General features: G+C 41.9%; 14 protein-coding genes and 1 rRNA gene. 2 read left to right on the forward strand and 13 right to left on the reverse strand.

Annotated elements, in window-relative coordinates; genetic code table 11:
• Together KJS58_RS18225 and KJS58_RS18230 are read right to left on the reverse strand one after the other, a co-directional pair.
• Positions 1–200 (reverse strand): 16S ribosomal RNA (locus KJS58_RS18225); the annotation flags it as partial.
• Positions 201–767: 567 nt separating this feature from the next.
• Positions 768–1646: a nucleotidyltransferase-like protein gene (locus tag KJS58_RS18230; protein WP_213534602.1), complete on the reverse strand. Its 879-nt coding sequence runs from the start codon at positions 1644–1646 to the stop codon at positions 768–770.
• A gap of 130 nt (positions 1647–1776) precedes the next feature.
• Here KJS58_RS18230 and KJS58_RS18235 point away from each other — a divergent pair, with 130 nt between their 5' ends.
• Entirely contained in the window at positions 1777–2142 is a 366-nt protein-coding gene (locus KJS58_RS18235) for a DUF2614 family zinc ribbon-containing protein (RefSeq protein ID WP_213534604.1), read from the forward strand.
• A 166-nt stretch (positions 2143–2308) separates the two neighbouring features.
• Here KJS58_RS18235 and KJS58_RS18240 read toward each other — a convergent pair whose 3' ends face one another.
• From KJS58_RS18240 to KJS58_RS18290, 11 genes are all read right to left on the reverse strand, one after another.
• On the reverse strand, positions 2309–4039 hold the full coding sequence (locus KJS58_RS18240; RefSeq protein WP_213534606.1) for a glycosyl hydrolase family 18 protein: 1731 nt from the start codon (positions 4037–4039) through the stop codon (positions 2309–2311).
• Between the two features lie 117 nt (positions 4040–4156).
• Positions 4157–4576: a Fur family transcriptional regulator gene (locus KJS58_RS18245; RefSeq protein ID WP_213534608.1), complete on the reverse strand. Its 420-nt coding sequence runs from the start codon at positions 4574–4576 to the stop codon at positions 4157–4159.
• 187 nt (positions 4577–4763) lie between these two features.
• Positions 4764–6674, reverse strand: a complete 1911-nt coding sequence (locus KJS58_RS18250; protein ID WP_213534610.1) for a DUF4097 family beta strand repeat-containing protein — start codon at positions 6672–6674, stop codon at positions 4764–4766.
• Positions 6675–6907: 233 nt separating this feature from the next.
• On the reverse strand, positions 6908–7621 hold the full coding sequence (locus KJS58_RS18255) for an MgtC/SapB family protein (RefSeq protein WP_213534612.1): 714 nt from the start codon (positions 7619–7621) through the stop codon (positions 6908–6910).
• A gap of 34 nt (positions 7622–7655) precedes the next feature.
• Complete coding sequence (locus tag KJS58_RS18260; protein ID WP_213534614.1) at positions 7656–8138, reverse strand: GNAT family N-acetyltransferase; 483 nt, start codon at positions 8136–8138, stop codon at positions 7656–7658.
• A gap of 74 nt (positions 8139–8212) precedes the next feature.
• Positions 8213–9652 carry an Asp-tRNA(Asn)/Glu-tRNA(Gln) amidotransferase subunit GatB gene (gene gatB / locus KJS58_RS18265; protein ID WP_213534616.1) on the reverse strand — a complete coding sequence of 480 codons (1440 nt, stop codon included), beginning with the start codon at positions 9650–9652 and terminating at the stop codon, positions 8213–8215.
• A 28-nt stretch (positions 9653–9680) separates the two neighbouring features.
• Positions 9681–11138 carry an Asp-tRNA(Asn)/Glu-tRNA(Gln) amidotransferase subunit GatA gene (gene gatA, locus KJS58_RS18270; RefSeq protein ID WP_213534625.1) on the reverse strand — a complete coding sequence of 486 codons (1458 nt, stop codon included), beginning with the start codon at positions 11136–11138 and terminating at the stop codon, positions 9681–9683.
• A gap of 23 nt (positions 11139–11161) precedes the next feature.
• The gene (gene gatC / locus KJS58_RS18275; protein WP_213534627.1) at positions 11162–11449 is read right to left on the reverse strand and encodes an Asp-tRNA(Asn)/Glu-tRNA(Gln) amidotransferase subunit GatC; all 288 of its coding nucleotides are present in this window, start codon (positions 11447–11449) and stop codon (positions 11162–11164) included.
• A 134-nt stretch (positions 11450–11583) separates the two neighbouring features.
• Entirely contained in the window at positions 11584–11970 is a 387-nt protein-coding gene (locus tag KJS58_RS18280; RefSeq protein WP_160035831.1) for an ATPase, read from the reverse strand.
• Between the two features lie 256 nt (positions 11971–12226).
• Entirely contained in the window at positions 12227–12862 is a 636-nt protein-coding gene (locus tag KJS58_RS18285) for an MBL fold metallo-hydrolase (RefSeq protein WP_213534634.1), read from the reverse strand.
• Positions 12863–13429 carry a thioredoxin family protein gene (locus tag KJS58_RS18290; protein ID WP_213534636.1) on the reverse strand — a complete coding sequence of 189 codons (567 nt, stop codon included), beginning with the start codon at positions 13427–13429 and terminating at the stop codon, positions 12863–12865.
• A 249-nt stretch (positions 13430–13678) separates the two neighbouring features.
• On the opposite strand from KJS58_RS18290, the gene KJS58_RS18295 reads away from it, so the two are divergent.
• Positions 13679–14017 (forward strand): hypothetical protein, encoded by a 339-nt coding sequence (locus KJS58_RS18295; RefSeq protein WP_213534638.1) that lies wholly within the window; start codon positions 13679–13681, stop codon positions 14015–14017.
• Positions 14018–14031 lie beyond the last annotated feature (14 nt).

A 14031-nucleotide genomic window follows, 5' to 3' on the forward strand; every position in this document is an offset into this window, starting at 1 on the left:
TCATGCGAGGGAAGAACCTATCCGGTATTAGCTACCGTTTCCGGTAGTTATCCCAGTCTTATGGGCAGGTTGCCTACGTGTTACTCACCCGTCCGCCGCTAAGTCTCAGAGAAGCAAGCTTCTCATTGACTCCGCTCGACTTGCATGTATTAGGCACGCCGCCAGCGTTCGTCCTGAGCCAGGATCAAACTCTCCAATAAAGTTATTGAAAAGAGCGATAAGCTCATTTAGAAAATGCTGACGAGAACTTAAAAGTTCTCTATTTCATTTGTTATGACCAACAAATGAAACTTGTATTAATTCACTCACGAGTTTTACTTGCGTAAAACTCCTCGTTGTTCAGTTTTCAAAGATCAATCTTCAATGTGAAACTCCATTTTTATCATCCGCTTATTTCAAGCGGCGACTTTTATAATATAACACATTGCCGTTTATTTCGTCAAGCAATTTTTTAAAATCTTTTTTCAAACTTTCTTACCGGTATAGTTCATTTAGTAATGACTTAACCTGAAAGTTTGTCGCCTTTTTAACGGGCGATTTATAATTTATCATATTAGGAAGGAATGAGTCAAGCTATATAACTAACTTTTTTAAAGATTTTTTATCTCTCCTTATTCAATTGCCATATTGTACACTTATCAAGGAGATTTGTTAGTAAAAAGAGCTGTATACCAGCTTATACTGTCACACTCTACAATCTTATTCGTCGAAAAGATAAGAGAAGATCATAATCCTCATCTCCTCTATCTTTAACATACGAACTCGAATCAATTCACAAAGTATCGAATCTCTCTCCCGCTTTCAGTTAATGAAGGGATCCAACTGCCCGTTTCCTTGATAATGGAACGATGCACTAACTTACGCAGCATGAGCGGGAGTTCCTCATGAATATACAAAAGATCTGGATGTATCATTAACTCAGCTAAACTTACAGGATGATTGCTTTTGCGAAGAACTTCTATTAATAACTCAGAGCAACCTTCCATTTTGGACATGACCGAAAACTCACAGGCCAGCAAAGTTAATTCCACGCGTTGTTCCAAGGTCTCTTCACTCGCTATAAGCTCGTCATATAATTTGTATACAGCTCTGTCCATATCTCTGATCTGTGCCCATACAGCTTGTTCTGGAGGGATCCCCCTCTCAATTACTACAATTTTTGCCCAGTGTTTGAGTGATTTCATAATACATTGATATGCATCGATTACCTGCCCATCTGCGAGCCAACGTTTTGCCTCAATACAGGTATTTAAAAAACAAGAGAACTCATAAAACATTTTTTGCTTACGCATCTTACTGCCAAACGCTAGCACATCATCTCTAAGCAAATGAAGTTTCTCGTCTCGATCCCATAAGATATCTCCATCCATAAAGGCTTCCGTTACACTGCGATCTTCTCCTGTTATCAAATCCCGATTAAGCTTCACCCAATCCATGTAAACAATCTGATAGCGGAGTTCACCTATAATGGAGTGTCTTATTTTATTATGCAAAGAGCTGTCTTCGTGCAAAATTAACACATACACTTCAAAATCCTGCATAAGAGATCCATGAAAATGCTCTCCCGAATGAGGGTACGCAATAGCTCCAACGACGCCCTGATTATCCGACTCTTCGGATAGAAAAGACAAATTAGTTAATTCCACGCTTTCCCTCCATACAATAAATGGTGATTTTTTACCAATTAAGTTATAATATAGTTCTACATTCTACATAAGAACATAGGTTTCCTGCTATACAGTGAAGACAACTACTCTTACGTTAGGAGCATTTATAATGATTTTTAAATCAGCTAAGATTGAAGCCTTTCGAACTTGGGGATTGCTGCTTACCATGATGGGTATGGGACTTATGGTCCTAGGTACAGCAGGTATTGTCTTTTTTGGTTCTGCTGGTAAGATCGCCGCAGGCATTGGACTTGTTATTGGTCTGATTGCGATGATGGGAAGTTTAGGGATCTATTTTTGGGCCGGTATGATGTCTGTCAGTGCGGTTCAGATCGAGTGTCCCGAATGCCATAAACTTACTAAAATGCTGGGTAAAACGGACCGCTGTATGTTCTGCAAAACCATCATGACGTTTGACCCCGCTAAAGCAAACATTACAGCCGACCAACTTGACGTCCAAAAATCAAGATCCTAGCATTATCATCTTACAGAAAAAAAATAATAGCTACTCTCTTTATACACAAAAAAAGCCGTGCTAACTCTCCAAGGATGGACTGCACTTTAGTTGTTAGATTGTGTCTAACAACTAAAGTGCAGTTCAAAAAAGGAGCCGCAGCACGGCTTTTCTATATAAAATCGTATTAGTTCATATGAATTCGGTTTAGCACAGCCCAGGCGCCTTCATTCGCAAAACTTCTGCTCCAAGAAGCGACTCCTGCTAATTCCAGTCTTTCAGCCAGTTCAACTCTTGCTCTAAGCGATGTCTTATCCTCAAGCCAAATCTTATTAAGGACTCCTTGCTCCTCGTACTCTACATAATGCTGACCTGTATCTTCTAAATACTGAGGGGTCAATTTCTGAGTCGAGATAATTTCCTGGGCAGTATCCATTCCAATTGCTTTGGAGCGCACTTTGATCTCTCCCTCAGCCATTTCCTCAGTCCACACTCTTGTATAGGTTGGCACACCGAGCAGTAGTTTTCCCGCTGGCACTTCATCCTCATCCATAATTTTAGTCATCGCAGCTGTAGTCCACGGTATAGACGATACAGATCCGGCTATTGGACTTGTAGCCCAATGCTCATCGTAAGTCATTACCATCATGTAATCAATAATCTGTCCAAGTGATCTGCGGTCAAGAAATTTACTCCATAGTTCACTATTTGATTTCGGTGTTACTGCTATCGAGAGCACTAAATCATTCTCCTTCGCATAAGGGCGAAGCTCTCTCATAAATTGAGTAACATTAGGACCGTCTTCTGTATATACACTCTCAAAATCAACATTAATGCCGTCCAGCTGATAAGTTTTTGCATATTCAATCATTTGTGTGATAATGGTATTTCGTTTTTCATAAGTGGATAACACTGCTGCCGTTAGGTCGGCATCAAATGCATTACTTATCAGACCCCAAACTTCTATACCTAATGATTTTGCTTTCTTCACATAAGCAGGATCGGCCTTACTTGCTACATTACCTTTGTCATCTGAAATCTCGAACCAAGTAGGACTAACTACATTCACACCTTTAAGAACAGAAAGAGTATCTGGGTCAGCTGCTCGATTGTAAACTGCCTCCCATGTAAGATTAATCGTTTTATCTTTCCATCTTTGTTCTGCCGCTGTTGGCGCCACTTCCAGTTTCGGGACAGTTACCGTCTCTGCCCTTTTCACTTCACTAGCTAAAACATAACCCGCATAACCGCTGTCCAGCTGCACGAATAACCATTTCCCATCAGAAGACCATATTCTAACCCGGTCACCAAGGTTCATCCTTTTCACAATAACCGCTTGATTGTTAGGTTTTTGATAAAGCGAAATGCGTTCTTCCGATTCCTTTTGTTTGCCGTTCCCTGCTGCTACTGCATATTCTATGGTCTCACCTTGATTCATGAGTAAAACAGCTCCTGTATCTGCGCTCTCATGAACACTGATTCCGTACACTTCTTTCAATGCTTGTACTGGAATGTAAAGTTCGCCCTCAGTTTCTTCAGGTACGGTTTGTAAAATATAAGGCTTTCCATTTAGTTCTCCCTGTTCTTCATCTTTTGTTAGCTGAAGTACCTTGTCAGGGGAGGTTAAAATAATTGTACCCTCTGATCCCTCATAACGTATGGATGGATCTACTTTCTCTTGGAGCACGGAAAGAGGGAGCTTCAAACTCTCATTAGAGCCTTTCGCTTCATAATCCATAAGTTCTCCTTGAACGAAGATCGGTTTTTCAAATCCTCTCCAATCCGTAATCTCATCCACGCTACGAATCACAAAGGTCGTTATCAATATGTAAGCAAGCGCGGCGATACAACCTAAGCCCAAGGCCTTTTTCCATAAGGGGACTCTTGTCCCTCGTCTTCGTGTTTTTCTTCTCACCATGTAAGTATCCTCCATTTGATATAACAAGAGTAAAGCACCAAAGTTTGAAAAGAAATAAAAAAAACGTGAGAAATTCCAAAAAAAAGGAATTCTCACGTAATTGTAACAGTTTTCTGCTTACCTACAACTTTTACATACACCATAAAGTTCGAGACGATGACCATGCACTTCAAAATCCGTGCAGGCTGCGGCTTTCTCTTCTACGTCATGCAGTGAAGGATAACTGAAATCTTTAATTGTTCCGCACTTCTCGCAAATAATATGATAGTGTTCCGCTATATTCGCATCAAATCGGCTGGAGTTATCACCATAAGTCAGCTCTCTCACCATACCTGCTTGTGTAAACATCTTTAAGTTGTTATATACAGTGGCCACACTCATACTAGGAAATTGAGGTTCCAGCGCACGATAAATTTCATCTGCAGTTGGATGTCCCATTGATTCCATTAAATAATTAAGAATCGCATGGCGTTGAGGCGTAATGCGGACACCAGTCGTTTTAAGTTGTTCTAACGCATGTTGGACACGTGTTGCCATAAGCCCACCGCCTTACCTTTCTTACATCGCACCCTTACTAGGGATTAAATTTTTAAATTATTAGACAAAATTTTTCCAAGTTAAGTGACAGACTTCATATTTATTGTAAATTGTTACTCTTACAGTTGTCAACGCATATAGGCAAAGGAGAGGTATATTAGACAAAAAAGAATGAACTGAGTATAAATTAAAGTTCATCTCGCGGAGTTGTCTGTTGCTCTGAAATGCCCTCCGTCATTTGGGTCTGATTGATGATCAGATCACTATTTCCCTCGATTGTAATTTTATACTCGCCTTCACCAACGGTTCCTTGAATTTCTCTGTTCTTAACAGTAAATGGCAATTCGCTGTTTAAGTTGCCATATGTGCTGGAACCTTCAAGGGTATAGTCTCCGTCTTCAGGTAATGATAGATTAATATCCCCTACTGCACTATATATATTCCAATTGCCACCTACCATACTTGATGTTACCTGAACGGCTCCATTCAATGTTTCAAGACTCAGGTTATTTAAAGGATTCATTACTTTAATATTCCCATTGCGTGTTTTTGCTTCAATATCTCCTACAATACCGGAAGCCTGGATATGGCCTACCTGTGTTGATAAACTGATTTCTTTGGATACATCTTCCGCTCGGAGATCTCCTCGATTCGTATCTAACGAAGCACTTCCCGTCACATTTGCAACCGATATATTTCCGTTTAGTGTCTTAGCCCGTATATCACCGATTGCACTATGAATATAAATTTTACCGTTACCGGATTCGACGTTAATGTTGTTAATTGCTTGCGGCCGATCCATATATATAGCACCGTTCGATGTTCTAACCTCCAGATCAAATCTGCGGTCGTCCGGGATTGTAATCGTCATATTGAGTCTTGGCTGGCGTTTCGATTCACTCCCATAACCTTGGGGCGAGGTAGAAATGTGAATGGTCTTACCTTCGTTCACCTTCACCTTTGAAGCTTCTGCTACTGCCTCTGCCTCTATTTCTTCCACCTGATCTACCCATACTATGGTGTTAATCTGAATTTGTTCTACGTCGCCTCGGTTTACTCTTATATCTCCATTAACATTCTCAACAAGAACAGCTGCAGTACTCATCTCTACAGGAACTGCAATGGTATCTTTGACAATCCGATTGTCTGTAGCTTCACTATAATCCATCGAAGCAGAGGAGAGATTCAAACTCACTCTATTCCATAGATGAGTGTAATGGTCCTGCTGCGTTACAACAAAGATACAAGCGATAAGCGTAACGGAGAAAATAATACCTTTAAAATCCGGCTTAAATCTCGATTTATATTTTCTTTTACTGGAAGGCCGAAATTGTTGATGCAGAATAAACGAAATAATAAATTCAATTCCCCATATAACTAGAATAAACGGCCAGTATCTTAAAAGCTCAAATGTGTACTCCATCTGATAAATCTGATCAAGCAGCAGAAGGATACCCGTTATCATAATAAATAAAGCAGCTGTATATCGACCAATTCGAATTTTATAAGGTAATGCCATTCTTTTATTTTTTTGTTTCTTCCAAAAGCTTAGCGATAGTAAAATTTCTCTAACGAGAAGAATGCCGCCAATCAAAATCAAGACAACGGCTGTACCCGTGGTCCCATACAGGGCAATGTACTGCTGCAACCACCTCGGTCTCTGAATGAACAGCACCATTAAAGTGCCGCCAACAATAAGGAGTATTCCGAAAGATATTCCTCGTTCCCACGCTAAAAATCTAAAATTAGGAGCTAAAGTTCTGTCCTCTTCGTCGCTCTGCCCGTGGGGCCTGCGCTTGCGCATTACAATCTGATCTGCAAGCTGGAGAACTTCATAAATATTTATGAAATAGAGAACAGGAATAAGAAGACCCAGCAATATGAGCAGCGGTACATTAATTTGTATACCGATCGTAGAGAAATAAAGAAGAGCTGATAAATCAAGTAATAAGAGAAAAATAAAGGTCAGGCCCTTAATGTATACACCAAGATATAAATGACCCAAACCCGGTAATAAAGCAGATAATAGACCTGCTATAAACTTATGTTTTTTTCGTGTAAAACGTTTTGATGAGCCAGATTGCATGGAAGGCTGCATGTGAATATCCACCTCCTGAATAACAAACTATGAACGGTAAGTCCATTTTCTTTTTGATACTACCCTATTCTCTTTTGTCTGTAACTGGAAATCAAATGGGATTTATTAACCTAACCTTGGTAAACAGAATAATTTAAAAGGAAATATAAAAAGAACTGTTCAGTAAGTTTGAACAGTTCTTATATGATCTATATAAGATACAAAATAATAGCCTTTTTATGCAAGCAAGTCTTCTATTCCACTGAAATAGAGCGAAATTGATGCCACTCCTGCAGCTTCGTAACAAGGGACACCGTATTGAAACTGTTTGGAACTAGCACATGAAGAGTAACCTCGACATGTCTTTCTAACTCTGATCGGTAGTTTGATGAACTGATATCCAGATCACTTACTGTCATTTTACGAACGGCAATCTTCTCTTCCTCCATAAAGTGAGAGATCTTCTCGATCAGTACAGGTGTAGATACCGCACTTAGTGTAATAATGTGGGGTTTATTCGCTTTCAGATAACGTCTCTCCACTTTATTAAACACCCATAGGTTAAGAAGGACTAATACAGTGGATACAATAGCAGCAAAATAAAATCCAGCACCTACTGCAAGTCCAATACCTGCAACTACCCAAATAGAAGCTGCTGTTGTAAGTCCTGTAATGGACTTTCCTGTAAATAAAATGGTCCCAGCACCCAAAAAACCAACCCCTGTAATTACAGCGGCGGCTAAACGAGCAGGGTCCATACGTACATTTGCTTCATTCACGAAATCAGCAAAGCCATATGCGGATAATAACATAATAAGTGCAGAGCCTAAGCAAACTAAAATATGTGTCCGAAAGCCAGCTGCATGGTTAGACCGCTCTCTCTCAATTCCAATTAATCCACCAAGTGTCATTGCTGTGAGCAGCCTTAAAAGGATATCCCATTGTCCAATGTACCATGGATCGCCCATTTTATCTTACCCCTTCCGTTAAACTCATCCAGTATTAGGAACGATCGTTTATCCTATTCAAATGAAAAGTCGTTAATTCCACTCCAGGAGCAACCTCCTGTGTTTCTATCGGTTTAAAACCGTATTTTTGATACAAGCTCGAAGCGGGTATATTTTTAAGTCCTGTTGAAACGATGATTTTGGGCACATCCCGGTGTAGATCCAGCACATATTCAATGAGCTGTCCTGCTATTCCTTTGCGAAAATGAAGCGGATGAACCATCATCCGGGAAATGGTTCTGGTCCCTTCCTCTTCTGTCTCTACAGCTACCGCCCCAAGTAGTTCCATATCATCTGTTATATAACCAAAAAACGATTCACCGCAACCCTGAATCGTCTCTACGGTATCTAAAAGCGGCGGAATTTCATTAAAGCCAATCCACTGTGCTTCTAGGCGATATGCCAAGTGCTGAAGTCTCCAAATCTCAAGGACCAAATCTGTGTCCTGCAAAGAGATTGGTATGATTTTGCCTTCCATCTAAGCTAGTTCCTCCTACCATAAAAGAAGCCCGTCATCATAGACGAGCTTCTATCAGTATATTCAAGCATAACCTAGCGGCTTAAAACTTCAACAAGCAGTTTATTGGCTAGTCCAGGGTTTGCTTTCCCCTTACTTTCCTTCATCACTTGTCCAACTAAGAAACCGATCGCTTTTTGCTTTCCTGCTTTGTAATCCTCTACGGATTGCGGATTAGCTGCAACAACCTGTTCAACAATCGTCAGAATGGCTCCTTCATCACTGATCTGTACGAGCCCTTTCTCTTCTACAATCTGCTTAGGAAGTTTGCCGCTTTCGAGCATTTCTTTAAATACAGTCTTCGCAATCTTGTTGCTGATCGTTCCCTTCTCAATAAGGCCGACCATTTCTCCGAGACCTTGTCCAGTCAGCTGGAGTGCCGTGATTTCTACCCCTTCACTGTTAAGGTAGCCAAGCAAGTCACCCATAATCCAGTTGGATACGGCTTTGGCATCGGAAGTGTATTTCATGCTGTCTTCAAAAAGATTAGCCAGATGCACAGATGAAGTAATGACTTCCGCATCATAGGTTGGAAGGCCATATTCCGAAGTATATCTCGCCTTACGCTCATCGGGAAGTTCTGGAATCGAAGCGCGAACGCGGTCTTTCCATTCCTGACTGATATGAAGAGTAACCAGATCCGGATCCGGGAAATAACGATAGTCATGAGCTTGTTCTTTACTCCGCATAGATAACGTTTTACCAGCAGCTTCATCCCAGCGGCGTGTTTCTTGAACAATCTCTTCTCCATCATCAAGCAGCTCCGCTTGGCGAATCTCTTCGTATTCTAATCCACGCTGCACTCCGCGGAAAGAGTTCATGTTTTTCAGTTCTGCTTTCGTTCCGAGTTTGGTCTCACCAAAAGGACGAAGACTGATATTAGCGTCACAACGCAGCGATCCTTCTTCCATCTTCACATCGGATACATCGCAGTACTGCATAACAGCACGAATCTTTTCAAGATAAGCACGCGCTTCTTCTGGAGACGAAATATCCGGTTCGGATACAATCTCAACAAGCGGAGTTCCCACACGGTTGAAGTCAGCAAGCGATGCATATCCGCCGTCAACGTGCGTCAGCTTGCCTGCGTCTTCTTCCAAATGCAAACGAGTGATACCAATACGTTTTGTTTTGCCGCCTACTTCAATGTCAATCCAACCATTTTCCCCGATTGGCTGATCATACTGTGAAATCTGATATGCTTTTGGCGAATCAGGATAGAAATAGTTCTTACGGTCAAATTTACTTACATCCGCAATGGTACAGTTAAGAGCCATCGCTGCTTTCATGGCATATTCTACTGCTTGACGATTAAGTACCGGCAGTACTCCGGGGTGTCCTAAACAAATCGGACATGTATGTGTATTAGGCGGTGCTCCAAATTCTGTAGAGCAGCCGCAGAAGATTTTGGATTTTGTATGGAGTTCAACGTGAACTTCCAGCCCAATGACAGTCTCATATTTCTTTGATGACATATTCTATTTCCTCTCTTTCCTCTGTGAATTACAGCTGTGGACGCTGTTTATGGTAATCGGTGTGCTGCTCAAAAGCATGGGCTACACGCAGAACGGTTGACTCGTCAAAAGCCTTTCCGATAATCTGCATACCAACAGGCAATCCATCTGCAAAACCACAAGGGACGCTGATCGCTGGAACACCGGCGAGACTTACAGGAATGGTAAGAATATCATTCAAATACATCGTTAGCGGGTTATCCACTTGAGATCCAAGTTTAAATGCGGTTGTCGGAGCAGTAGGCCCGATAATTACATCATAGTTTTTAAACACTTCATCAAAATCATTTTTGATCAAAGTACGTACTTTTTGAGCTTTCAAATAATATGCATCATAGTAACCTGAGCTAAGTGCATAGGTTCCCAGCATAATACGGCGCTTCACTTCAGACCCGAAACCTTCACTGCGGGAACGGTGATACATATCCAGCAGATTGTCCGGATTCTCAGCACGAACGCCATAACGTACTCCATCAAACCTTGCCAGGTTAGAGGAAGCTTCGGAAGAAGCGAGCAAGTAGTAACTTGCTACTGCATATTCGGTATGCGGAAGCGAAACTTCTTCCCAAGTAGCGCCCAGGCTTTCAAGCACTTTCAGGCCTGCCATGACCGTTTCCTTAACCGATGCATCGACCCCTTCTCCTATATATTCCTTTGGTACCGCAATTCGCAGCCCTTTCACATCGCCGGTCAAAGCGCTGAGGAAATCAGGTACTTCTACATTAGCTGAAGTAGAGTCCATTGCATCATAGCCGGAAATGGCTTGGAGTACATAAGCTGAATCTTCCACATTTTTGGTGAGCGGTCCAATTTGATCAAGAGAGGATGCAAAAGCAACGAGTCCAAAACGAGAGACACGGCCATAAGTAGGCTTGAGTCCAACCACGCCGCAGTAAGATGCAGGCTGACGGATCGATCCCCCTGTGTCGGAACCTAGTGTGAAATAAGCTTCACCCGCTGCCACAGCTGCGGCTGATCCACCACTGGAGCCGCCAGGTACATGATCTAAATTCCAAGGGTTACGTACGGGATAGAAGCTGGAATTCTCGTTGGAACCCCCCATTGCAAACTCATCCATATTTAGTTTCCCGAGTGTAATCGTATCGGCTGCTTTCAGCTTTTTAACTACTGTTGCATCATAGACAGGGTCGAAATTTTTCAAAAACTGACTGGCACATGTGGTTCGAAGTCCTTCAGTAACGATATTATCTTTGATTCCTGCAGGTAGTCCAAACAGCAAGCCTCGCTCTTCGCCAGCCGCAAGCTTGTCATCAAGACGTCTTGCAGTCGCTTGTGCTCCTTCTTCATCTAAAGTCAGATAAGCACGAACCTGTTCTTCTACTTTGCCGATTCTTGCATAAGATGCAGCCACTAATTCGGAAACTGAAAACTCCTTGGCATGCAGCTTATTATGTATTTCAGGTAATGTAAGATTAAGCAAACTCAACGGTATTTACCTCCCTATTGTATCTATTCAAGTATAGCCGGAACTTTAATCTGACCCTCTTCTTCATCCGGCGCATTCAGCATAACTTTTTCTATTGGCAGACTTTCACGCACTTCATCTTCACGCATTACATTGGATACATGCAGTACATGTGTAGTCGGCTCGATCCCATCGGTGTCTAGCTCGTTCAGCTTCTCAGCATACTGCAAAATCGCGTTCAGTTGCTCCGTTAGCTGCGTTTCTTCCTCTTCGCTTAGGTTAAGACGTGCCAGCTTTGCTACATGCTGTACATCCTGATTAGTAATACTCATACTAGGTTCGTTCCTCCTTCAAATTAACCCTATCTATTGATATTGTGTCCATTTTAACACGTCCATGCAGTGAATCAAATGAAATCGTTATAAAGAAACAAAAGGAGCCGGGAAATTGATCCGGCTCCTTACAATTAAATCCATGCACGTAGATTAACTTGCTTTATAAAATCCGCTTGTGACATTGGTTCGTTCGCGGCCTCTTCTTCCTCTTCCACTAATTCCAGTTCATCGCCATTCAATAACTGACGAAACAACTTCTCATTATGTGTAGCCAGTGCGTAATCAATAAGGGCATCCCTCTCTATACGCTCTGCTTCCTGTCTCAAGATTTGTTCTTCCGGTTCTATATCACCTGATGGAACAAAAAAGTTGCGATTTACCTGAGGAACACGAATCACATAGTCAAAAGCGTTATCTGGATTCCGATCATAAGCAATAATATAACCGTAATCTCCTACAGGAAGATTCTGCTCAAAGGCGTCCGCGACGATGATAATCTTTTCCCCTAAATTCAGCATCGTCTACCTCCTGATTCATTATTGTCTGTATAGTCTACTAAAAAAAAGTAATGATGTCTATGGAAAGAATCGCCCCATGCGAGATAAAAAGATAGATATGGATAAAAAGAGATACATAAAAAAAGAACGCAAACCGGGACGAATCCTCAGTCTGCGTGCTTGTCATAGTTGGGTGTTTCTAATAAAGTTCATTCTACTCATTAACAAGAGTGTTGTCCATACTTTTCGAAGAAAAATGTCGGATTCTCTACTATTTTTAGCGAGAAGCACGAACGTATGGATTATTTTGTTTCTCAAATCCGATGGTTGTTTTCGGGCCATGACCGGGATATACCACAACATCCTCATCAAATGTATAGAGCGTGTTCTGTATGGAATCAATCAGCTCTCGCTCACTGCCTCCAGGAAGATCAGTACGTCCTACACCCAAACGGAATAATACATCCCCGGCAAAAAGATCTTTACCGCTAAGCAGACTCACACTGCCTGGGGAATGTCCTGGAGTGTGGAATACTTTGAAGGTATGTCCTACTAAATTCAAAGTCTGTCCCGCAGCGAGGTCATATTCTGCCGGGCCTGTCATCAGCGGTTCCGTCACATCAGGCCAGCGAAGCGATCCATTCCATTTGGGAGATTCCAGCCATTCTGCTTCCGCTGCATGCAGATAGACTGGGCACCCTTTCCACTTCCGAATTTCTTCTACACCGCCCATATGATCAAAATGAGCATGAGTAAGCACGATGGCTTCAATCTCAAGATCCTCAATCGCCCGGACAAGCGACTTAGGGTTCATACCCGGATCAATAATAAAAGCTTTACTCGCATCTTCTCCTTGCACCAGATATGCATTTGTTTGCAGTGGTCCAAGGTTAAAAGTTCGTATATTCAGCATCTAAAAACCGGAAATCAGTTCACGCAGCTCACGTATAATCGCTGCCTGATACTCCGTACCCTCCCCGTAACGTTGTATAATTTCCTTGCGTGTTTCTGTGAGTTTATCCTGATAATCTGCCGCCTCAGGGTCTTTATTCTCTGTCTTAAATTGAACCATCGCCTCCTGCACATGAGCAGGTCGAGGTCCCCAAGTTCCAAGCACGTGACCACCGGAGTCTGCAAAGATAACTACCGGAATCGAACGTCCTCCCAAGGTTAAGAATTGATCCATAATTTCAAGGTGATTCTCCATAATCAGTACTTCTGTAGGAATTCCTGTAATCTCCATTGCTTGGAATACAACCGGAATATTACGAACAACATCTCCGCACCAATCAGCCGCTAAAATAAGAACGCGCAAATCATCACGATAATTTAAGCTTTCAAAGAAAGCCTGATCTTCGGCATTTGCCCACTTAAACCGTTGATACCAATCCTGAAAAGCCTCTTGGTTCTGAGTCATGTTCGAAACAAATTCTTCTGGTGATAATCCTTTACCGAATTTATGCGATAAATTTGGAGCCATGAGAAGCACTTCCTTTCCGTTTCAGAATGTGATCAATTGATATGATGATTACATATAAACCAAATCGATAAAATACAAACAGAAAAGGAAAATATGTTCATCCTTACTTTATGTAAATACGGAGGATACCCTGTAAAGATCAAAGCCTCTCCTTTTTCCATCATATCATGAAGTTCTTATTTTCTTCTACCAAGACAGGTATCCACTGCAGCTCCGTCCGCATATGGTACAAAAAAGGAGGTCGATGGCATGAATCACTCTGCCCGTCCCGGACAGACCGCTCCCTACGCGAAAGGACCCAAGACGAAGCTGCCTTCAGCTCGAAAAATCCGCAGGGCTTGCAATAAAGAATTGTACCGGACTATCAAGCGACTCAAAGTTTATATTGCACCAGACCTTGTAACACAAGGTGAAAATCTATATTACCGAAAAGTGATTGGCAACCTGATCTGGGTGAACGAAAATCATAATAACCGAAAAGTTCAGTGTGACTGGTGGGACAAAGATGTACTCCCTGAGCTTGCCGCACTTTGGGATATCCCAGAAGCCAAACTTTCCGCAGCATTTCGAGATTCTTACGGAGGTTAACTCCTGCTCCTTAT

The organism is Paenibacillus sp. J45TS6 (genome assembly GCF_018403285.1).
GTDB lineage: Bacteria > Bacillota > Bacilli > Paenibacillales > Paenibacillaceae > Paenibacillus.